Here is a 21,171-nt window from a genome sequence, read left to right as displayed (position 1 = left end):
GAGGTCATGGACGCCGCGTACGCGCTCGGCTGGACGGTCGTCCGCAAGACGCCCGAGCGCGCCGCGCGGCTGGTGTTCGCCGCGCTGGCCGACCGCACCTGGCAGCGCCACGGGTCCGGGGTGCGCCAGCTCGAACGGAACCTGTGCCGCGTCCTCGGCAAGGACGCCGTGGACGACGAGATCCGCGTCCTCAGCAAGAAGGTGCTGCGCTCCTACTTCCGCTACTGGCTGGAGGTGTTCCGGCTCCCCGAGTACGACCGGGAGCGGATCGTCGGCGGCATGCGCGTCACCGGCGAGAAGAAGATCTTCAGCAACCTCGACGCGGGCCGCGGCGTCGTGCTGGCGCTGCCGCACATGGGCAACTACGAGCACGCCGGGGCGTGGCTCGTCCACAACGGCCACCCGTTCACCACCGTCGCCGAGCGGTTGAAGCCGGAGTCGCTCTACGACCGGTTCGTGGAGTTCCGGGAGGGCCTCGGCATGGAGGTGCTGGCCCACAAGGGCGCGTCCGCGTTCGGGCGGATGGCGCAGCGGCTGCGCGCCGGGCGCCCGGTGTGCCTGGTCGTCGACCGCGACCTCACCGCCACCGGCGTGGACGTCGAGTTCTTCGGCGCCACCGCCCGGATGCCCGCCGTGGCCGCCGCGCTGGCCCTCCAGACGGGCGCCGCGCTGATCCCCGTGACACTCTGGTACGAGGGGAAGTACTGGGCGGCGCGGGTTCACGAGGAGGTCCCCGTCCCCGGGGAGGGCTCCCGGCAGGAGAAGATCCAGGCCATGACGCAGGAGACGGCGCGCGTCTTCCAGGAGGGCATCGCCGCCCACCCGGAGGACTGGCACATGCTCCAGAAGGTCTGGGTGGACGACCTCGCGGAGGCACGCCGGTGAGGGTCGGCATCGTCTGCCCGTACACCTGGAACGTCCCGGGCGGCGTCCAGCGGCACATCGCCGACCTCGCCGAGACGCTGATCGGCCTCGGCCACCGGGTGTCGGTGATCGCGCCCGCCGACGACGACGCCGAGCCGCCGCCCTACGTGGTCTCGGCCGGACGCGCCGTCCCCGTCCCCTACAACGGCTCGGTGGCCCGGCTGGCGTTCGGGTTCCTGTCGGCGGCCCGGGTGCGGCGCTGGATCAACGAGGGGCGCTTCGACGTCCTGCACGTGCACGAGCCCGCCGCGCCCTCGCTCGGGCTGCTGGCCTGCTGGGCGGCCGACGGGCCGATCGTCGGCACCTTCCACGCGTCCTACGAGAAGTCCCGCGTGGTGTCGGTGACCGCGCCGATCCTGCAGAGCGCGCTGGAGAAGATCACCGGGCGGATCGCGGTGTCGGAGGCCGCCCGCACCACGCTCGTCGAGCACCTCGGCGGCGACGCCGTGCTGATCCCGAACGGCGTCGCGACCGAGCGGTTCGCGATGGGCGAGCCGCTGCCCGGCTGGCCCGGACGCGGCGACGGCCCCCGCGGCGGCGCCGGCGACGGGGACGGCGGCGCCCTCGGGTTCCTCGGCCGCATGGACGAGCCCCGCAAGGGCCTCCAGGTGCTGCTGCGCGCCTTCGAGCTGCTCGGCCGCCGGCGTCCCGGGCTGCGGCTGCTGCTCGCCGGCCCCGGCGACGCCGACGACGTCGTGTCCCGCGTCTCGCCCGAGCTGCGCGACCGGGTCGTCGTGCTCGGCATGGTCGACGAGGAGGACAAGGTCCGCGCCTACCACTCGGTGGACGTGTTCGTCGCTCCCAACACCGGCGGCGAGAGCTTCGGGATCGTGCTCGCCGAGGCGATGGCGGCGGGCGCGCCCATCGTGGCGAGCGACATCGAGGCGTTCGACCGGGTGCTGCTCGGCGGCCGCGCGGGCGTGCTGTTCCCGGTCGGCGACCACGAGGCCCTGGCGGCCGCCGCCGACGACCTCCTGGGCGACCCGGCCCGGCGCAAGCAGCTCTCGGCCGAGGCGCGCGCCGCCGTCCGCGCCTACGACTGGTCGTCGGTGGCGCGGGACGTGGTGCGCGTGTACGAGACGGTCTCGCTCGGCAGCGAGGGCGTCGTCGAGTCCGGCGTCGGGGCCTAGGGGGTCCGATGTCCTACGACTGGATCATCGACGTCCTGTTCTGGGTCGCGGTCGTCTTCCTCGCCGCCGTGTACGTCTCGTGGCGCGCCACCCGGCTCGACCGGCTGCACGTCCGCGTCGAGACCGCCCGCGCCGCGCTGGACGCCGCGCTCGTCCGCCGGGCCGCCGCCGCGCTGGAGCTGGCCGCGTCCCGGCTGCTGGACCCGGCGACCAGCCTGGTCCTCGCCACCGCCGCGCACGAGGCCCGCACCGCCGACGCCGACAACCGGGAGTTCGCCGAGAGCGACCTGTCCCGCGCGCTGCGCGCGGTCGTCGACCAGCCCGAGTTCGCCAGTACGCTCGGCGCGCGGGCCGACGGCGACGGGAAGGCCGTCCTGGAGGAGCTGTCCTCGGCCGCCGCGAAGGTCGCCTACGCCCGCCGGTTCTACAACGACGCCGTCTCCCAGGCCCGCATCGCCCGCCGCAAGCTGCTCGTCCGGGTGCTCCCGCTGCACGGGCGCGCGCCGCTGCCCGGCTTCTTCGAGATCGACGACGACCCCCCGGGCATCTGAGGGGCTCCGCGTCCGGCCTCTCCGGCGGTCCCCGCCTCTGCCGGGGTTCGCATCCGGGGGTTCGGATCTGGATGGGTTCGCTACCCTCGGGCAGATCGCTCAAGGGAGGGCCATATCGTGCGATACGCGTGGGAAACACCCCGCCGCGGCCGGACCGCCACACGCGGGCGGACGGCCACGGGGCTCGCGGCGCTCGCGCTGCTCGGCGCCGCGGGGACCGCGTGCTCGGACGGCTCGGACGGCGGCCAGAGCGCGAGTCCCCCCGGCGCCCCGGGCGCCTCCGGGTCCGGCGCGCCGACGACGCACCCGTTCACCGGCGGCGCGACGGGCCTGCGCAACCCCGTCCTCGCCGTCAAGATCGAGAACACCCGGCCCGCGCTGCCGCAGTCGGGGGTGTCCTCCGCCGACCTCGTCTACGTCGAGCAGGTCGAGGGCGGCGAGACGCGGCTGATGGCGGTCTACTCGTCCCGGCTGCCGGCCCGCGTTGGACCGGTCCGCAGCGCCCGCATCTCCGACCTGCACATCCTCCCGCAGTTCGGCCGCCCCGCGTTCGCGTTCAGCGGCGTCCAGAGCAAGATGAAGCCCTATATCCGCAAGGCGCCGGTCTACGACATCTCCCAGGACAACGGGGGCTCCGCCTACTTCCGCGCCGGGCCCAAGCCCATCCCGTACAACCTCTACGCCGACCCGAGGAACCTGCTGAAGCAGGCGCCTAAGGCCGAGCCGCCCCGCGACATCGGGTTCCGCTTCGGCCCGGCGCCCGAGGGCGGCAGGCCCACCGCCTCCTTCACCGCCCGCTGGCCGGCGACGACCATGGGGTTCACCTGGTCGGCCAAGCAGAAGCGCTGGCTGGCGTCGTGGGGCGGGCGGCCCGACCTCGCCGCCGAGGGCGGGCAGCTCGGCGGCCGGACGATCGTCGTCCAGTACGCCCAGACGACCCGGTCTCGCTTCCACGACTTCCTGGGCAGCTACACGCCGCTGATCCGCACCACCGGCTCGGGACGCGCGCTCGTCCTGCGCGACGGGAAGTCCTACGAGGCCAGGTGGACGCGGCCGGCCGAGGACAAGGGCACCACCTACACCACCCCCGACGGCAGGCCGATGACGTTCGCGCGCGGCCAGGTCTGGGTCGTCCTGCTCAACGACGGCAAGCCTCACATTCCGTAACGAATCCTTACGGACCAGTGGTTGTAGGGTGTTCTGCGGTCACTTCGTAAGCCAAAACACCGGCCCGATGACACTCTGCCCGGTCGAAAAGTCCCGCTAGCAGGCGATATCTTGGAAGTGACCTGTCTTCCGCCGAGATGAGGAATGCCCGTGTCCACTTCCAGTCCCGCCCCCGAGAACGCCGCGCCCGAGACCGGGACCGCCCGCGTCAAGCGCGGCATGGCGGAGATGCTCAAGGGCGGCGTGATCATGGACGTCGTCACGCCCGACCAGGCGAAGATCGCCGAGGACGCGGGCGCGGTGGCCGTCATGGCCCTGGAGCGGGTTCCCGCCGACATCCGCGCCGAGGGCGGCATCTCCCGGATGAGCGACCCCGACATGATCGACGGGATCATCTCGGCGGTGTCGATCCCCGTGATGGCCAAGGCGCGCATCGGCCACTTCGTCGAGGCCCGCGTGCTCCAGGCGCTCGGCGTCGACTACGTCGACGAGTCCGAGGTGCTCACCCCCGCCGACTACGACAACCACATCGACAAGTGGGCGTTCACCGTCCCGTTCGTGTGCGGCGCCACCAACCTCGGCGAGGCGCTGCGCCGCATCACCGAGGGCGCGGCGATGATCCGCTCCAAGGGCGAGGCCGGCACCGGCGACGTCTCCAACGCCACCACCCACATGCGCCAGATCCGGCGCGAGATCAGCCGGCTCGGGTCGCTCGCCGACGACGAGCTGTACGTGGCCGCCAAGGAGCTCCAGGCGCCCTACGAGCTGGTCAAGGAGGTCGCGCGGGCCGGCAAGCTGCCCGTCGTGCTGTTCACCGCGGGCGGCATCGCCACCCCCGCTGACGCCGCGATGATGATGCAGCTCGGCGCCGAGGGCGTGTTCGTCGGCTCGGGCATCTTCAAGTCCGGCAACCCCGCCCAGCGCGCCGAGGCCATCGTGAAGGCCACCACCTTCCACGACGACCCCGAGGTGATCGCCAAGGTCTCGCGCGGGCTCGGCGAGGCCATGGTCGGCATCAGCGCCGCCTCCCTCGGCGAGGACCAGAAGTTCGCCGGCCGCGGCTGGTGACCCTTCCCCGGTGATCCACGGCCGGTGATCTCCGGCGCCCGGCCGCCGCCCGAGCCGTCCGGCACGGGCGGGCGGCCGGGCGGCAACCGGGGGACCCCCCTCCACAACCCGCAGGTCGAGGGATTACGCTGGCCGCGCGGCTGGCGGGGAGGCGCGAGGCCTCCCGGGCGGTCCCCGGCCGCGGGAGGGGCGGAGCATGGCTTGGTCGGTCGCGCTGGCATGCGCGAGCGCGGGTGAACCCACCGATGTGTTCCGGCCGGGCCTCGTGCCCGATCCGGGCGCCGCGGCGGAGATCGCGCGCGGTCTCTACCCGGCGGCCACCCTCACCGAGACCGGTGACACGGTCCTGGACTTCGCGCTCTGGCCCTACGAGGACGAGCTGTTCGTCGGCGCGTTCGAGCGGGCGCTGCTGCTGTGCGACCGGCGGCTGTTCAGCCTCGACGACGACGCCCGCCGGATCGCCGACACCGCCGCCGCCGCGCTGCCGGGCTCGCGCTGCGGCGTCCTCGTCCTGCACACCGTGATCCACGGCTGCTGGTTCCGCTGGTACGAGTCCGGCGCGCTGCTCCGCGAGGTCTTCGTGACCGCCGAGGACGGCGTCGTCGTCGACCAGGGCGACCGGCTGCCCGCCGAGCGGCCCTTCTGGAGCGCCATCGACGCGGGCGCCGCCGACGTGCCGCTGCCGTTCGACCCCGAGGAGTTCGGCCTGGCGCTCGCCGAGGCCCACATGTTCGGGCGCGGCATCGCCAGCCGGGGCCAGGACGGCTTCCTCCCGCTGGAGCTCCCGCTCCGCCGGTTCAAACACGCCTGACCCGTCCATTCCATGCCCGGGAAGATCCCGCAGGCCCTGGAACGTTGTACGGGACGTCTAATGTTGGTCACACCCCCCGAGCACCTCCGGAAGGTTCCTACGTGACTGCTGTGCCGACGATCGGTGTCCTCGCCCTGCAAGGAGACGTGCGCGAGCACGCCCGCGCGCTGGAGGCCGCCGGGGCGCGGACGCTGGACGTCCGCCGCCCCGACGAGCTGGAACGGGTGGACGGCATCGTCCTGCCCGGCGGGGAGTCAACGACGATGTGGCGGCTGGCCCGCTCCTTCGAGCTGCTGGAGCCGCTGCGCAAGCGGATCGAGGGCGGCATGCCCGCCTACGGTTCCTGCGCCGGCATGATCATGCTGGCGGACCGGATCCAGGACGGCGTGGCCGGCCAGGAGACCGTCGGCGGCATCGACATGACCGTGCGCCGCAACGCCTTCGGCCGCCAGGTGGACTCCTTCGAGGCCGACGTGCCGCTGACGGGGATGGGAGACACGCCGTACCACGCCGTCTTCATCCGCGCGCCGTGGGTGGAGTCGGTCGGCGACGCCGTCGAGGTCCTCGGACGCGCCGAGGGCGGCCCGAACGCCGGTAGGATCGTCGCCGTCCGCCAGGGCCGCCTCGTGGCGACCGCCTTCCACCCGGAGCTGACGGGCGACTTCCGCGTGCACCACTACTTCGCCGATCTGGTGCGCCGGGCGACCGAGGAGGATTGACAGATGTCCGGCCATTCCAAGTGGGCGACGACCAAGCACAAGAAGGCGGCCCTCGACGCCAAGCGGGGCAAGCTCTTCGCCAAGCTGATCAAGAACATCGAGGTCGCGGCCCGCACCGGCGGCGGCGACCCCGACGCGAACCCCACGCTGTACGACGCCATCTACAAGGCGAAGAAGAACTCCGTCCCCAACGACAACATCGAGCGCGCGCGCAAGCGCGGCGCCGGTGAGGAGGCGGGCGGCGCCGACTGGCAGAACATCACCTACGAGGGCTACGCCCCCGGCGGTGTCGCCGTGCTCATCGAGTGCCTGACCGACAACCGCAACCGGGCCGCGTCCGAGGTCCGGGTGGCGCTCACCCGCAACGGCGGCTCGCTCGCCGACCCCGGCTCGGTGTCCTACATGTTCAACCGCAAGGGCGTCGTGATCGTCCCCAAGGCGGGCACCAGCGAGGACGACCTCATGATGGCGGTGCTGGACGCCGGCGCCGAGGAGGTCGCCGAGCTGGACGAGGAGAACTTCGAGGTCGTCAGCGAGGCCGGCGACCTGGTGGCCGTCCGCAGCGCGTTGCAGGAGGCCGGCATCGACTACGAGTCGGCCGAGAGCAAGTTCCTGCCGAGCGTCACCGTCCCGCTGGACGAGGACAACGCCAAGAAGGTCTTCCGGCTGCTGGACGCCCTGGAGGACTCCGACGACGTCCAGGACGTCTACGCCAACTTCGACGTCTCGGACGAGATCATGGCGTCCATCGACGCCTGAGCCCGGTTCCCGCCCGGCCCGCCGCGTGCCACCGGCGGCGGGTACGGTCTGGATCATGGAGATCCGCCCCCTGGAACCCGGTGAGCTGGACGCCACCCGCGACCTCCGGACCCGCGCCTTCGGCCCCTGCTCGCAGGAGGAGTGGGAGCGGGCGCTGCGCTTCAACCGCGCCGCGGTGGAGGCCGGACGGCAGTTCGCGGTCTTCGACGGTGGGCGCGTCGTCGCCAGTGGGCGCCTGCACGACATGACGCAGTGGTGGCACGGCCGCGCGGTGCCCATGGCGGGCGTCAGCGCGGTCGCGGTCGCCCCGGAGGAGCGCGGCCGGGGGCTCGGCCGCATGCTGATGGCCCATCTGCTGGAGCGGTGCGCCGCGTTCGGGCACCCGCTGTCCATGCTGTACCCGGCGACGACGCGGCTCTACCGGTCGCTCGGCTGGGAGCACGCGGGCGCCCAGCACGAGATCGACATTCCGGCCGAGGCGCTGCGGGGGATCGCGGCCGAGCGCGTCCCGGTGCGCCGCGCCGGCACGGCGGACGCCGCCGAGGTCGCGGCCGTCATCCGCCGCGTCCACGAGGGCGCGGGCGACTGCGGTCCGATCGGATGGGCGGACGCGAACTGGCGGGTCCTGCTCGCCGACGAAAACGACTTCTCCTACCTGGCCGATGACGGGTTCCTCACCTTCCGCTGGGCGGACGGCAACGCGGCGCTGGAGGTCGCCCGGCTCGTCGCGGCGTCGGAGCGCACGCTGCGGGCGCTGTGGGCGATCGTCGGGTCCGGCTCGTCGACGGCGCCGACCGTGCACGCGTGCGTCGGGCCCATGGACGCGGCGCTGTGGCTGCCCGCCGAGCGCGAGGTCGACCACGTCCGCCGCGTCCAGTGGATGCTGCGCGTGGTCGACGCGCCCGCCGCGATCGAGGCGCGCGGCTATCCGGCCGGGGTGGGCGTCGAGGTGCCGCTGCTGATCGACGATCCGCAGCGCCCGTCGAACTCCGGCCACTGGCTGCTCTCGGTCGCGGACGGCCGCGGTCGGCTGGAACGTTCCGCCCCACATCCGGACGCCGTCCGGCTCGGGCCGCGCGGCCTCGCCGCGCTCTACGCGGGCGTCCCGGTCGCCACCCTGCGCCGTTCGGGGCTGCTCCAGGGCGGCGACGCGGGCGCGCTCACGGCGCCCTTCGCAGCCACGCCCTTCTCGCTGGACCACTTCTAGGGCCTTCGCGGAAGTGGATTACTTCCGCGACACGTCCGCCGCCACCGAGCGGGGTGGGATGCTGGCTTGGTAGCGTGACCGACCGAACAGATGATCGAAGGAGCGGCCGTGCGGGTGATGGGGGTGGACCCCGGGCTCACCCGGTGCGGGGTGGGGGTCGTCGAGGGCGCCCCGGGGCGGCGGCTCCACCTGGTGCACGTGGCGGTCGTCCGCACCGATCCGGACGAGGACCACGCCCTCCGGCTGCTCGGCATCGAGCGCGGCGTCGAGGCGCTGATGGACGAGCTCGCCCCCGAGGCCGTCGCCGTCGAGCGGGTGTTCTCCCAGCACAACGTCCGCACGGTGATGGGCACGGCCCAGGCCGCCGGGATCGCCATGCTCGCCGCCGCCCGCCGCGGGCTGCCGGTCGCGCTGCACACCCCGAGCGAGGCCAAGGCCGCCGTCACCGGCAACGGCCGCGCCGACAAGGCGCAGGTGACCCGGATGGTGACGCGGCTGCTGAACCTGGAGACGGCGCCGAAGCCCGCCGACGCGGCCGACGCGCTGGCGCTCGCCATCTGCCACGTGTGGCGGGGCGGCGCGCAGCGGCGGCTGGCGCACGAGCAGCGGACGCGGATCGAGGACGCGGCGCGCGCCGAACGCGAGCGCCTCGCCGCCCGCGCCCAGGCCGCCAACGCCGCCCGCACCGCCCCGACCAGAGGAGGAACCAGCCAGTGATCGCCTTCGTCAGCGGCCAGGTGGCCGCCGCCGGACCCGACGGGGCGGTGATCGACGTGCACGGCGTCGGGTACGCGGTGCAGTGCACCCCCGCCACCCTGGCCGGACTGCGGGTCGGCGACCAGGCCCGGGTGCCGACGTCCCTGGTCGTCCGGGAGGACTCCCTCACCCTGTTCGGGTTCGCCGACGACGACGAGCGCACCGTGTTCGAGCTGCTCCAGACCGCCAGCGGGGTCGGGCCCCGGCTGGCGCTGGCGATGCTCGCCGTCCACACCCCCGACGCGCTGCGGCACGCCGTGGCCGCCGAGGACCTGGCCGCGCTCACGCGCGTCCCGGGGATCGGGAAGAAGGGCGCCCAGCGCATCGTCCTGGAACTGAAGGACCGGCTCGGCGGGCCCGTCGGGGACGGCGCGCCCGCCGCCCGCGCGGCGAACCCCGCCCAGGCGTGGCGCGCCCAGGTCCAGGCCGGGCTGATCAACCTCGGCTGGTCGGCCAAGGACGCCGACGCCGCCGTGGAGGCCGTCGCCGCCGACCTGGACGGCGGGGAGACGCCCCCGGTCGCCGCCTTGCTCAAGTCCGCGCTGCGGAAGCTCAGCGGATGAGCGAGGAGGAACGGCTCGTCTCCGCGGACGCCGAGAACGTCGACGAGCAGGTGATCGAGGCGGCGCTGCGGCCGAAGAAGCTCGACGACTTCGTCGGGCAGGAGCGGGTGCGCGAGCAGCTCTCGCTCGTGCTGCACGGCGCGCTGCGGCGCGGCCGCACCCCCGACCACGTCCTGCTGTCGGGCGGCCCCGGCCTCGGCAAGACCACCCTCGCCATGATCATCGCCGCGGAGCTGGGGCAGCCGCTGCGGATCTCCTCCGGGCCCGCGATCGAGCGGGCGGGCGACCTCGCGGCGGTGCTGTCCACGCTCGCCGAGGGCGAGGTGCTGTTCCTGGACGAGATCCACCGGCTGGCGCGGCCCGCGGAGGAGATGCTCTACATGGCGATGGAGGACTTCCGGGTCGACGTCGTCGTCGGCAAGGGCCCCGGCGCCACCGCCATCCCGCTCGACATCGCGCCGTTCACGCTGGTGGGCGCCACCACCCGGGCCGGGATGCTGCCCGGCCCGCTGCGCGACCGGTTCGGGTTCGTCGCGCACATGGACTTCTACGGCCCCGCCGAGCTGGAGGTGATCGTCCGCAGGTCGGCGCGGCTGCTGGACGTGGAGATCACCGACGACGGCGCCGCCGAGATCGCCGGCCGGTCCCGGGGCACCCCCCGGATCGCCAACCGGCTGCTGCGCCGCGTCCGCGACTACGCCGAGGTCCGCGCCGACGGCCTGATCAACCGGGAGCTCGCCCGGGCCGCGCTGAAGCTCTACGAGGTGGACGAGCGCGGCCTCGACCGGCTCGACCGGGCCGTCCTCGGATCGCTGCTGCGCAAGTTCGGCGGGGGACCGGTGGGGCTGTCGACGCTGGCGGTGTCGGTGGGGGAGGAGCCCGAGACCGTCGAGGTCGTCGCCGAGCCCTTCCTCGTCCGGCAGGGTCTGCTCGCCCGCACGCCGCGCGGCCGCGTCGCGACCGGCGCCGCCTGGGCCCACCTCGGCCTCACGCCGCCGCCCGCCGCGCCGCTGACCGGCACGCTCTTCGACGTGGACGGGGAGGCGGAGGGCACGGGGGAGTGATCATCGGATAACGGCTTGGGAACTTCCCGGCGTCACCGATCGTCACGTCGTTGCCGGGGTCTCGCGTACTCTCTAGACTCCGGGACTTGGTTCACCGTCCCCAGCCGACGGTCCCGCGGGAGTGACCGCCTCGGTCACAGGCTGGGCAAACCACATCGGAAGGATGCCCCAGTAATGGGCGGCAGCGACATGATTATCGCGGCGGGTGGCGGCGGCGGCGGGGGTTTCAACCTGCTGCTCCTCCTCGCCGTGCCCCTGGTCTTCTACTTCTTGCTGATCCGGCCGCAGAGCCGGCGCCGCAAGGAGCAGGCGCAGATGCAGAGCCGTATGGAACCCGGCGCCCGGGTGCTGACGACCAGCGGCATGCGCGCCACCGTCGTGGAGGTCGACGACGACGGGCTTCTCCTGGAGATCGCCCCCGGCGTCGAGGTCCACTTCCTCAAGCAGGCCGTCATGCAGGTCCTCAAGGACGACGAGCCCGAGGACGTCGACGACGAGCTCGACGAGGACGACGAGGACGAGGCCGAGGACGCGGGGCGTGTCGAGCTGACCAAGTCCGGTGCGGCCGGCGGTGGCGAGGCCGGCAAGGCCGACGACACCGGCGCCGCCGACGACACCGCCTCCGCCGACGACTCCGCGGACGAGGACGGCGACGACGACGACGCCAAGGGCTCCAGGCGCTCCAAGGGCGCCGAGTCCGTCGAGGTCGCCGAAGGCTCCGGGGCCACGGCCGCGGACGTCGCGGACACCGACGCCCCGGCCGCCAAGACCGGGTCCAGGTCGAGGGTGCGCGTGAAGGCGAAGGCCGCGGAGAAGCCCTCGGCCTGACGCCCCTCCGGCACCGATACAAGACGGGAATAACGACCAGTGGCTCCGCCTAGCAATGTCCCCAAGCCAGGGCGCACGCTCCTAGCGCTCTTCGCGATCATGGTGGTGCTGGCCTGCGTGGCCGTCCTGCAAGGGCGGACCACGCCCAAGCTGGGGCTGGACCTCGCGGGCGGGACCACCGTCACCCTCACGGCCAAGACCGAGTCGGGGAAGAATCCCCCGTCCTCGCAGATGAACCAGGCCGTCAAGATCATGACGCAGCGCGTCAACGGGCTGGGCGTCTCCGACGCGGAGGTCGCCAAGCAGGGCAGCAACAACATCGTCGTGAACGTGCCGGGCGAGGGCCAGGGGCGCGTCGTCTCGCTGATCGGGACGACGGCCAAGCTCCAGTTCCGCCAGGCGTTCGCGATCGCCGACGGCAAGCCGACCACCGGGGCGCCCGCCCCCCAGACGCCGACGCCGACACCGACGGGCAAGAAGGACGGCAAGGCCAGCCCCTCGCCGTCCGCGTCGGCCTCGGCGTCGCCGTCGGGCTCCCCGTCCGCCACCCCGCGGGGGCGGGCGCTGTCGCAGGCGCTCACCGCGCCGACCCCGACGCCGTCCGGCTCGGCGACCCCGTCCGGCACCCCCTCGGGGACGCCCACGGGCGTCCCGTCGGGCATCCCCCAGCAGCCTCAACAGCCGCAGCAGGACTACTCCGGCATCGACGACAAGAACGTCATCAAGCAGTTCGAGGCGCTCAACTGCTACACCGGCGACCGGCGCGCGCCCGGGTCCAACGACCCGAACCGCAAGTGGGTCGCGGCCTGTGACCAGAAGGAAGAGAACGGCCAGGTCACCAAGTACATCCTCGGGCCCGTGCGGGTCCTCGGCGAGAACGTCGACGGCGCCAACGCGATGCCGCCGGACTCCCAGCAGGGCCAGGCGAGCTGGTCGGTCTCGCTGAAGTTCGACGGCAAGGGCGGCCGCCAGTTCGGCGAGGTCACCACCGAGGCCTACCGCGCCTACCAGCAGAACCCGAGCTCCCCGCAGGCGCAGATCGCGATCGTCCTGGACGGCCAGGTCGTCTCGGCGCCCAGCATCAACCGGGGCGCGATCAACGGCGGCACCGCCAGCATCGACGGCCCGCCCGACAGCTTCAACCGGCAGTACGCCACCGACCTCGCCAACGTGCTCAAGTACGGCGCGCTGCCGCTGGAGTTCACCCAGAGCTCCATCGACGAGGTGTCCTCCACGCTCGGCGCCGACCAGCTGGAGGGCGGCCTGATCGCCGGCGGGATCGGCCTCGGCCTGGTCGTGCTGTACTGCATGCTCTACTACCGGGGCCTCGGCCTGGTGGCCGTGTCCAGCCTCGCGGTGGCCTCGGCGATCACCTACGTCTCGGTCGTGATCCTCGGTGAGGGCATGGGCTTCCGGCTCTCGCTCCCGCACATCATCGGCCTGATCGTCTCCATCGGCATCACCGCGGACTCGTTCATCGTCTACTTCGAACGGCTGCGGGACGAGCTGCGCGCCGGCCGCAAGCTGCGCTCGTCGGTGGAGAACGCGTGGAAGCGGGCCCGGCGCACGATCCTGGTCGCCGACGCCGTCACCTTCCTCGCCGCGCTGGTGCTGTACTTCCTCGCCGTCGGCGGCGTGCGGGGCTTCGCGTTCGCGATGGGTCTCACGACGCTGATCGACGTCGTCGTGGTGTTCTTCTTCACCAAGCCGATGGTCGCGCTGCTGTCGCGCACCGACTTCTTCGGCCGCGGCCATCCGCTGTCCGGGTTGGACGCCAAGCGGCTGCGCAGGTCCGCGCAGAACTCGGCGGCCTCGAAGGCCGCGCGCACGACGAGCCAGGAGGTCTGAGGAAATGGGGCTGCGTGCGGCGATCTCCCGGATCTACCGGGGCGAGATCAGCGCCGACATCGTCGGCAAGCCGAAGATCTGGTACTCGATCTCCGGGCTGCTGCTGGTGCTGTCGATCGCGGGCCTGCTCGTCCAGGGCCTCAACATCGGCGTGGAGTTCAAGGGCGGGTCGGTCTTCACCTTCAAGGCCTCCGGCCACTCGATCGAGGACGTGCGCGGCGCCGTCACCGGCGGCGGCGCGCACCAGGCGATCGTCCAGAAGGCCGGCGGCGACTGGCGGGTGACCACCGAGAGCCTGTCCTCGGCCCAGGTCTCGGAGATCAAGAAGAACGTCACCCGGCAGCTGAGCGTGCCGGAGAGCAAGGTCAGCACCCAGGTCGTCGGCGCCTCGTGGGGCGGCGAGATCCAGAAGAAGGCCTGGCAGGCGCTGGTCGTCTTCATGATCTTGATCATCGGCTACCTGTCGGTGGCGTTCGAGTGGCGGATGGCGCTGGCCGCGGTGGTCGCGCTCGTCCACGACCTGGTCATCACCGCGGGCGTGTACGCCTGGTCGGGCTTCGAGGTCACCCCGGCGACCCTGCTGGGCTTCCTGACGATCCTCGGCTACTCGCTGTACGACGCGGTCGTGGTCTTCGACATGATCAAGGAGGTCACCAGACCGCTCACCGCGACCTCCAGGACGACCTACAGCGAGGCGGCGAACCAGGCGCTCAGCAGCACCCTGGTCCGCTCGCTGAACACCTCCCTGGTCGCGATCCTGCCGGTCGGCGCGATCCTGTTCATCGGTACCACGCTGTTCGGCGCGGGCACGCTGAAGGACCTGTCGCTGGCCCTGTTCGTCGGCATGATCATCGGTACCTACTCCTCGCTGTGCGTGGCGACGCCGCTGCTCGTGCAGCTCAAGGAGCGCGAGCCGAAGTACAAGGCGATCCGCGCCAACATCGCGCGCCGCGAGCACAGCGCGAAGCGGCAGGCCAAGGCCGCCAAGGTCACCCAGGCGACCGGGGCCGCCGATGACGACCCGGGCGACGCCGGCGACGGGGACGGCGGCGCCGAGGACGTAAAGGCGAGCGTCACCGTCCGCAAGGTGGTGCAGCAGGGGCCGCGGCAGCAGCCCAAGCGCGGCAGCCGCCAACAACGCCGGAACAAGTAGTACGCGCAGGCAAGCACAGGTAGGGACCAACCGGCCGTGCCCGCGCCCCTCCCGAACGGGAGGGGACGCGTGCACGGCCGTCCCTTGAGCGGTGGAGCCCATCATCAGGGGATCGGCCGCGGTACCCACCACCGTGGTACTCAGCACAGTGGTACTCAGCACAGTGGTACTCAGCACGAGCGGTACTCAGCACAGGGAGACGAGCGTGGACCTCGACAAGCTGATCCGGGAGCGGATCCGCGACGTGGACGACTATCCGAAGCCGGGAGTGGTGTTCAAGGACATCACGCCGCTGCTCGCCGATCACGTCGCGTTCGCGGGCGTGGTGGACACGATCGTCAACCACCACGGCCGCGGCACCATCGACAAGATCGTGGGGATCGAGGCGCGCGGCTTCATCATCGCCGCGCCCGTCGCCTACCACTTCGGCGCGGGCTTCGTTCCGGTGCGCAAAAAGGGAAAGCTGCCCTCGCGGACGCACGAGGAGACCTATGATCTCGAGTACGGGACCGAGACGATCGAGATGCACGTCGACGCCTTCGGCCCCGGTGACCGGGTGCTGATCGTCGACGACGTGCTGGCCACCGGCGGGACGGCCAAAGCGGCCGTCGATCTCGTCCGCCGAGGCGGCGGGGAGGTCGCCGGGATCAGCGTCCTGATCGAGCTGTCGTTCCTGCGGGGACGCGAGCAGCTCGGGAATGTGGACGTCCATTCGCTGGTTACGGTCTAGCACCAAAAAGGGGCCGGATACACTGGCGGAATCCGGGCCGGTCGCCGGCCCGCGGGGCGGCCGGGGAGCCGCGCCCGCACTGACCAGGGAGGCTGAGTGCCAGGTGAGGTGGTATCGACCGACGCGGTGACCGACACCGCGGCGGATCCCACGGCCGGATCCCGCCCCGAACGGGGCGGCGCCGAGGCCGGGACCGCCGAGGCATCGGGCGTGCCGCCCTCCGCCATGCCTCCCGCCCAGCCGCCCGGGCGCCCGCCCGCCCAGTCGTCCGCTCCATCGCCGTCCGCCGCCGCGCGCCCACCGGCCGCACCCTCGGGTGACCGGCCGCCCGCAGGCAGGGCGTCGTCCGACAGCGCGCCGCCGGGCAACGCGGCGCCCGAGCGGACCCCGGCCGAGCGGGCACCGTCCGACCGGCCCGCCGCGCCCGCCGCCCCCGCCGCGACGCCCGGGAGCGCGGCCACCGCCGACGGCCCCGCCGCCGAGGGCCCCTCCTCCACGTCCACCACCATCCCGCCGTCCGCCGCCCGGGTGCGCCGCAGGCTCGCCAGGCTGGGCGCCCAGCGCGGTCCCACTATGAACCCGGTACTCGAACCACTCATCAAGACGGTCCGCAACACCCATCCGAAGGCGGACCTCCGGCTGATCGAGCGCGCCTACGACGTCGCCGCGCACTACCACCGGCACCAGAAGCGCAAGAGCGGCGACCCCTACATCACCCACCCGCTCGCGGTCGCGACGATCCTCGCCGAACTCGGCATGAACACCGAGACCCTGTGCGCGGCGCTGCTGCACGACACCGTCGAGGACACCCCCTACACGCTGGAGGAGCTCGCCACCGACTTCGGCGACGAGATCGCCGCGCTGGTCGACGGCGTCACCAAGCTCGACAAGGTCAAGTACGGCGAGGCGGCCGAGGCCGAGACCGTCCGCAAGATGGTCGTGGCGATGTCCCGCGACATCCGCGTCCTGGTGATCAAGCTCGGCGACCGGCTGCACAACATGCGCACGCTGCGCTACATGCCCCGGCACAAGCAGGAGAAGAAGGCCCGCGAGACGCTGGAGGTGTTCGCGCCGCTCGCGCACCGCCTCGGCATGAACACGCTCAAGTGGGAGCTGGAGGACCTCGCGTTCGCGACGATGTACCCCAAGCGGTTCGACGAGATCGCCCGCCTGGTGTCCGAGCGCGCCCCCCGCCGCGACGTCTACCTCCAGGAAGTGATCGAGAACGTCTCGACCGACCTGCGCGAGGCGCGGATCAAGGCGACCGTCACCGGGCGGCCCAAGCACTACTACTCGATCTACCAGAAGATGATCGCGCGGGACGTCAGCTTCGACGACATCTACGACCTGGTCGGCATCCGGGTCCTCGTCGACAGCGTCCGCGACTGCTACGCCGCCCTCGGCTCGATCCACGCGCGGTGGAACCCGGTCCCCGGCCGGTTCAAGGACTACATCGCGATGCCGAAGTTCAACATGTACCAGTCGCTGCACACGACGGTCATCGGGCCCGAGGGCAAGCCCGTCGAGTTGCAGATCCGCACCTGGGGCATGCACCGCCGCGCCGAGTACGGCGTCGCCGCGCACTGGAAGTACAAGGAGGAGACCGTCGGCGGCCGCAAGGCCGGCGACATGCAGTGGCTCCGCCAGCTGCTGGACTGGCAGAAGGAGACCGCCGACCCCGCCGAGTTCCTGGAGTCGCTGCGGTTCGACCTGTCGGTCTCGGAGGTCTTCGTCTTCACCCCGAAGGGCGACGTGATCGCGCTGCCGCAGGGCGCGACCCCCGTCGACTTCGCGTACGCGATCCACACCGAGGTCGGGCACCGATGTATCGGCGCCCGCGTCAACGGCCGCCTCGTCCCCCTCGAATCGACCCTCGACAACGGCGACACCGTCGAGGTGTTCACCTCCAAGTCGCAGGACGCGGGCCCGAGCCGCGACTGGCTCGGCTTCATCAAGAGCGCCCGCGCCCGCAACAAGATCAAGCACTGGTTCTCCAAGGAGCGCCGCGACACCGCGATCGAGTCCGGCAAGGACTCCATCGCCCGCGCGATGCGCAAGCAGAACATGCCGCTCCAGCGCATGATGTCCGGTGAGGCGCTGCTCGCCCTCGCCCGCGACATGCGCTACACCGACGTCTCGTCGCTGTACGCGGCGGTCGGCGAGGGGCACGTCTCCGCGCAGACCGTCGTGCAGCGGCTCGTGGAGGCCCTCGGCGGCGTGGAGAGCGCCGAGGAGGACCTCGCCGAGATCGCGTTCCCGACGCGGCGCAAGCGGAACCGTCCCGCCGGCGACCCGGGCGTCGTCGTCGCCGACGACCCCGACGTGTGGGTGCGGCTGTCGCGCTGCTGCACGCCCGTCCCCGGCGACGACATCGTCGGCTTCGTCACCCGCGGCCACGGCGTGTCGGTGCACCGCGCCGACTGTTCGAACATCGCGAGCCTGAAGGCCCAGCCCGACCGCCTGATCGACGTGAAGTGGTCCCCGGGCGAGGACTCGGTCTTCCTCGTGGCGATCCAGGTCGAGGCCCTCGACCGGCCCCGGCTGCTGTCGGACGTGACGCGCGTCCTGTCCGACCAGCACGTCAACATCCTGTCGGCGTCGGTCACCACCACCCGCGACCGGGTCGCGGTGTCGCGCTTCACCTTCGAGATGGGCGACCCGAAGCACCTCGGCCACGTGCTGAAGGCCGTCCGGTCGATAGACGGCGTGTACGACGTCTACCGGGTGACCAGCGGCGCGACCCGATAGCACGACGAGGCGTTCCAGGGCGGCCGCGCGGAGCGGCCGCCCTGAACCGTTCCTAGGCCTCGGCGGGGGCCTCGTCCTCTTCGGGGATCACGTCGACGCCCGCTTCCGCGCGCTGCCGCGCGGTGATCGTGGTCGGCGCGTCGGTCAGCGGGTCGGTGCCGGACGCCGCCTTGGGGAACGCGATCACGTCGCGGATCGTGTCCTGGCGGGACAGGAGCATGACGGTCCGGTCCCAGCCGAAGGCGATGCCGCCGTGCGGCGGCGGGCCGAACTTGAACGCCTCCAGCAGGTGCCCGAACTGCGACTCGGCCTCCTGCTTGGACAGCCCGAGCACGTCGAACACCCGCTGCTGGGTCTCGGCGCGGTGGATGCGCAGCGACCCGCCGCCGATCTCCGTGCCGTTCAGGACGAGGTCGTAGGCGTCGGCGAGCGCGGCGCCCGGGTCCTCGTGGAAGGAGTCGGCGAACTGCGGCTTGGGCGCGGTGAAGGGGTGGTGGACCGACGTCCAGCCGATCTGCTCGCCCTTCTCGTCCTCGACGGGCTCGAAGATCGGCGCGTCGACGACCCAGACGAACTCCCAGGCCGACTCGTCGATCAGGTTCCCGCGCCGGCCGATCTCCAGGCGGGCCGCGCCGAGCAGCTCCTGGGTGGCGTGCCGCTTCCCGGCGCCGAAGAAGATCGCGTCACCGGCGGCCGCGCCGGTCGCGGCGGCGAGCCCGGACTTCTCGGAGTCGGAGAGGTTCTTGGCGACGGGGCCGCCGAGCGTGCCGTCCTCGCCGACGAGGACGTAGGCGAGGCCCCGGGCGCCGCGCGCCTTCGCCCAGTCCTGCCAGCCGTCCAGCTCCTTGCGGGTCTGGGACGCGCCGCCCGGCATGACCACCGCGCCGACGTAGGGCGCCTGGAACACCCGGAACGCGGTGCCCGCGAAGTACTCGGTCAGGTCGGTCAGCTCGTTGCCGAACCGCAGGTCGGGCTTGTCGGAGCCGTAGCGGGCCATCGCGTCGGCGTAGGTGATGTGGGGGATCGGACGGGGAATCTCGTATCCCGCGACGTCCTTCCACAGCCGGGCGACGAGGTCCTCGCCGACCCGCAGGACGTCGTCCTGCTCGGCGAACGACATCTCGATGTCGATCTGGGTGAACTCGGGCTGCCGGTCGGCGCGGAAGTCCTCGTCGCGGTAGCAGCGCGCGATCTGGTAGTAGCGCTCCATCCCGGCGACCATGAGGAGCTGCTTGAACAGCTGCGGCGACTGCGGCAGCGCGTACCAGTGGCCGGGCCGGAGCCGGACGGGGACGAGGAAGTCGCGGGCGCCCTCGGGCGTCGACCGGGTGAGGGTGGGCGTCTCGATGTTGACGAAGCCGTGCTCGCGCATCACCTCGTGGGTGATGAACGTCGCCTCCGAGCGGACCCGCATCGCCCGCGCGACGGCGTCGCGGCGCAGGTCGAGGTAGCGGTACCGGAGCCGGATCTCCTCGTTGACGTTGACGTCGCCCTCGATCGGGAACGGCAGCGGCGCCGAGTCCGACAGGACCTCGATCTCGGTGGCGGCGACCTCGATGTCGCCGGTGGGCAGCTCCGGGTTCTCGTTCCCGGCGGGCCGCACCCGGACCTCGCCGGTGACCTTGACGCAGAACTCGGCGCGCAGGTCGTGCGCGACGCCGCTCACCACGGCGCCCGCGCCGCCGGCGGGGGCCGCCTCGGCGGCGCCGTCCGGGCCCTCCTCCTCGCGGAACACGACCTGCGCCGTGCCGGACGCGTCGCGCAGGTCGATGAACGTGACGCCGCCGTGGTCGCGGCGGCGTCCCACCCAGCCGGCCAGCGTGACCTGCTGCCCGGCGTGCTCCTTGCGGAGCGTCCCCGCCTCGTGCGTGCGGATCATCTCGAAAGCCTTTCCTTCAACGTCGGGGTGATGTCGGCGAGGGGGACGGCGGTCTGCTCGCCCTCGGTCAGATCCTTGACCTGGGCGACGCCGTCCGTGATATCTCGCTCGCCGAGAATCACCGCGTAGCGGGCACCCGACCGGTCCGCGTCCTTCATGGCGCCCTTGAGCCGCTTGCCCCCGAACGCCATGTCGGCGGCGACGCCCGCGCCGCGCAGCTCCGCCACGAGCGCGAACATCGCGCGCTCCGCCGCGTCGCCGAGCGCCACCCCGAACACCTCGCAGCGGGGCTTGGCGGCGAACGCGGCGCCCTCGGCCTCCAGCGCGAGGACGGTCCGGTCGAGGCCGAGGCCGAACCCGATGCCGGGCAGCGGCGGGCCGCCGATGTCCTCCGACAGGCCGTCGTAGCGCCCGCCGCCGCCGATGCCCGACTGCGCGCCGAGCATCGGGTGGTCGAACTCGTAGGTGGTGCGGGTGTAGTAGTCCAGGCCGCGGACGAGCGTGGGGGTGTCCTCCCAGCCGATGCCGAGGTCGGACAGCAGCCCGCGGACGCGGTCGTGGTGGGCCTTGCACGACGCGCACAGGTGGTCGGCCATCAGCGGCGCGCCCGCGAGCCGCTCCCGGACCTGCGGGCGCTTGTCGTCCAGGACGCGCAGCGGGTTGATCTCGATGCGGGCGCGGGTCGCCTCGTCCAGGTCGAGGCCGCGCAGGAAGTCCTGGAGCAGCGCCCGGTAGGCCGGGCGGCACTCCCGGCAGCCGAGCGAGTTCAGCAGCAGCCGCACCCGCGTCAGGCCGAGCGAGCGGTACCAGTTCGCGGCGATCGCGATCGTCTCGGCGTCGACCTGCGGGTCCTCGCTGCCGATCGCCTCCAGGTCGAGCTGGTAGAACTGCCGGTACCGGCCCTGCTGCGGGCGCTCGGCGCGGAACGCGGGCCCGCTCGTCCACACCTTGACCGGCAGCGCGCCCTGCTTGTGCAGGTTGTTCTCCAGGACGGAGCGCAGCACGGTCGCGGTGAACTCCGGGCGCAGCGTCAGCGACCTGCCGCCCCGGTCCTCGAACGTGTACATCTCCTTGGACACCACGTCGGTCGACTCGCCGACGCCCCGCCGGAACAGGTTGGTGTCCTCGAAGACGGCCAGCTCCAGGTAGCCGTAGCCGGCGAGGCGCGCCTGCTCGGCGAACGCCTCCCGGATGGCGTAGAACAGGTCCGCGCGCGGCGGGACGTATTCACTGACCCCCTTGGGGGCCTGAAAGCTCGAACTCATG

At 72.4% G+C, this 21,171-nt stretch carries 19 protein-coding genes; 17 read left to right on the top strand and 2 right to left on the bottom strand.

The window, feature by feature from the left end:
• The first annotated feature begins 6 nt into the window (after positions 1–6).
• The 17 genes from K2F47_RS38915 to K2F47_RS38835 all read left to right on the top strand — a co-directional run bounded on the left by K2F47_RS38915 (position 7) and on the right by K2F47_RS38835 (position 18,026).
• On the top strand, positions 7–885 hold the full coding sequence (locus tag K2F47_RS38915; protein WP_242911336.1) for a phosphatidylinositol mannoside acyltransferase: 879 nt from the start codon (positions 7–9) through the stop codon (positions 883–885).
• On the top strand, positions 882–2,054 hold the full coding sequence (locus K2F47_RS38910) for a glycosyltransferase family 4 protein (RefSeq protein ID WP_242911268.1): 1,173 nt from the start codon (positions 882–884) through the stop codon (positions 2,052–2,054). Before K2F47_RS38915 ends, K2F47_RS38910 begins: the two co-directional genes overlap by 4 nt.
• Before the next feature lie 8 nt (positions 2,055–2,062).
• On the top strand, positions 2,063–2,605 hold the full coding sequence (locus K2F47_RS38905; RefSeq protein ID WP_242911267.1) for a LemA family protein: 543 nt from the start codon (positions 2,063–2,065) through the stop codon (positions 2,603–2,605).
• A 117-nt stretch (positions 2,606–2,722) separates the two neighbouring features.
• Complete coding sequence (locus tag K2F47_RS38900) at positions 2,723–3,772, top strand: DUF3048 domain-containing protein (RefSeq protein WP_242911266.1); 1,050 nt, start codon at positions 2,723–2,725, stop codon at positions 3,770–3,772.
• Between the two features lie 144 nt (positions 3,773–3,916).
• On the top strand, positions 3,917–4,840 hold the full coding sequence (pdxS, locus tag K2F47_RS38895) for a pyridoxal 5'-phosphate synthase lyase subunit PdxS (protein ID WP_242911265.1): 924 nt from the start codon (positions 3,917–3,919) through the stop codon (positions 4,838–4,840).
• Between the two features lie 196 nt (positions 4,841–5,036).
• Positions 5,037–5,651 (top strand): DUF6928 family protein, encoded by a 615-nt coding sequence (locus K2F47_RS38890; protein ID WP_242911264.1) that lies wholly within the window; start codon positions 5,037–5,039, stop codon positions 5,649–5,651.
• Positions 5,652–5,752: 101 nt separating this feature from the next.
• A complete protein-coding gene (gene pdxT / locus K2F47_RS38885; RefSeq protein WP_308198539.1) occupies positions 5,753–6,370 on the top strand; it encodes a pyridoxal 5'-phosphate synthase glutaminase subunit PdxT in 618 nt (205 codons plus the stop codon).
• A 3-nt stretch (positions 6,371–6,373) separates the two neighbouring features.
• Positions 6,374–7,129, top strand: a complete 756-nt coding sequence (locus K2F47_RS38880; RefSeq protein ID WP_156221743.1) for a YebC/PmpR family DNA-binding transcriptional regulator — start codon at positions 6,374–6,376, stop codon at positions 7,127–7,129.
• A 55-nt stretch (positions 7,130–7,184) separates the two neighbouring features.
• The gene (locus K2F47_RS38875; RefSeq protein ID WP_242911263.1) at positions 7,185–8,336 is read left to right on the top strand and encodes a GNAT family N-acetyltransferase; all 1,152 of its coding nucleotides are present in this window, start codon (positions 7,185–7,187) and stop codon (positions 8,334–8,336) included.
• A gap of 108 nt (positions 8,337–8,444) precedes the next feature.
• On the top strand, positions 8,445–9,053 hold the full coding sequence (gene ruvC, locus K2F47_RS38870; RefSeq protein ID WP_242911262.1) for a crossover junction endodeoxyribonuclease RuvC: 609 nt from the start codon (positions 8,445–8,447) through the stop codon (positions 9,051–9,053).
• Positions 9,050–9,655 (top strand): Holliday junction branch migration protein RuvA, encoded by a 606-nt coding sequence (gene ruvA, locus K2F47_RS38865; RefSeq protein ID WP_242911261.1) that lies wholly within the window; start codon positions 9,050–9,052, stop codon positions 9,653–9,655. Before ruvC ends, ruvA begins: the two co-directional genes overlap by 4 nt.
• Positions 9,652–10,719 (top strand): Holliday junction branch migration DNA helicase RuvB, encoded by a 1,068-nt coding sequence (gene ruvB, locus K2F47_RS38860; RefSeq protein ID WP_242911260.1) that lies wholly within the window; start codon positions 9,652–9,654, stop codon positions 10,717–10,719. Before ruvA ends, ruvB begins: the two co-directional genes overlap by 4 nt.
• A gap of 174 nt (positions 10,720–10,893) precedes the next feature.
• Positions 10,894–11,547: a preprotein translocase subunit YajC gene (yajC, locus tag K2F47_RS38855; protein WP_242911259.1), complete on the top strand. Its 654-nt coding sequence runs from the start codon at positions 10,894–10,896 to the stop codon at positions 11,545–11,547.
• Positions 11,548–11,646: 99 nt separating this feature from the next.
• Positions 11,647–13,395, top strand: a complete 1,749-nt coding sequence (secD, locus tag K2F47_RS38850; RefSeq protein WP_242911258.1) for a protein translocase subunit SecD — start codon at positions 11,647–11,649, stop codon at positions 13,393–13,395.
• A 4-nt stretch (positions 13,396–13,399) separates the two neighbouring features.
• Positions 13,400–14,548, top strand: a complete 1,149-nt coding sequence (secF, locus tag K2F47_RS38845; protein WP_242911257.1) for a protein translocase subunit SecF — start codon at positions 13,400–13,402, stop codon at positions 14,546–14,548.
• A gap of 205 nt (positions 14,549–14,753) precedes the next feature.
• The gene (locus tag K2F47_RS38840; protein WP_242911256.1) at positions 14,754–15,278 is read left to right on the top strand and encodes an adenine phosphoribosyltransferase; all 525 of its coding nucleotides are present in this window, start codon (positions 14,754–14,756) and stop codon (positions 15,276–15,278) included.
• Positions 15,279–15,851: 573 nt separating this feature from the next.
• Positions 15,852–18,026, top strand: a complete 2,175-nt coding sequence (locus K2F47_RS38835; RefSeq protein ID WP_272498115.1) for a RelA/SpoT family protein — start codon at positions 15,852–15,854, stop codon at positions 18,024–18,026.
• Between the two features lie 52 nt (positions 18,027–18,078).
• On the opposite strand, the gene aspS is transcribed toward K2F47_RS38835, so the two are convergent.
• Both aspS and hisS read right to left on the bottom strand, forming a co-directional pair.
• Positions 18,079–19,905 carry an aspartate--tRNA ligase gene (aspS, locus tag K2F47_RS38830; protein WP_242911255.1) on the bottom strand — a complete coding sequence of 609 codons (1,827 nt, stop codon included), beginning with the start codon at positions 19,903–19,905 and terminating at the stop codon, positions 18,079–18,081.
• Positions 19,902–21,170, bottom strand: coding sequence for a histidine--tRNA ligase (gene hisS, locus K2F47_RS38825; protein WP_242911254.1), 1,269 nt, complete (start codon positions 21,168–21,170; stop codon positions 19,902–19,904). Before hisS ends, aspS begins: the two co-directional genes overlap by 4 nt.
• Position 21,171 lies beyond the last annotated feature (1 nt).

Origin of the sequence: Actinomadura terrae, assembly GCF_022751215.1 — a bacterium.
GTDB lineage: Bacteria > Actinomycetota > Actinomycetes > Streptosporangiales > Streptosporangiaceae > Spirillospora > Spirillospora terrae.
The sequence above is the reverse complement of the archived record's forward strand: the minus strand, read 5'-3'. Positions and strand labels throughout refer to the sequence as shown.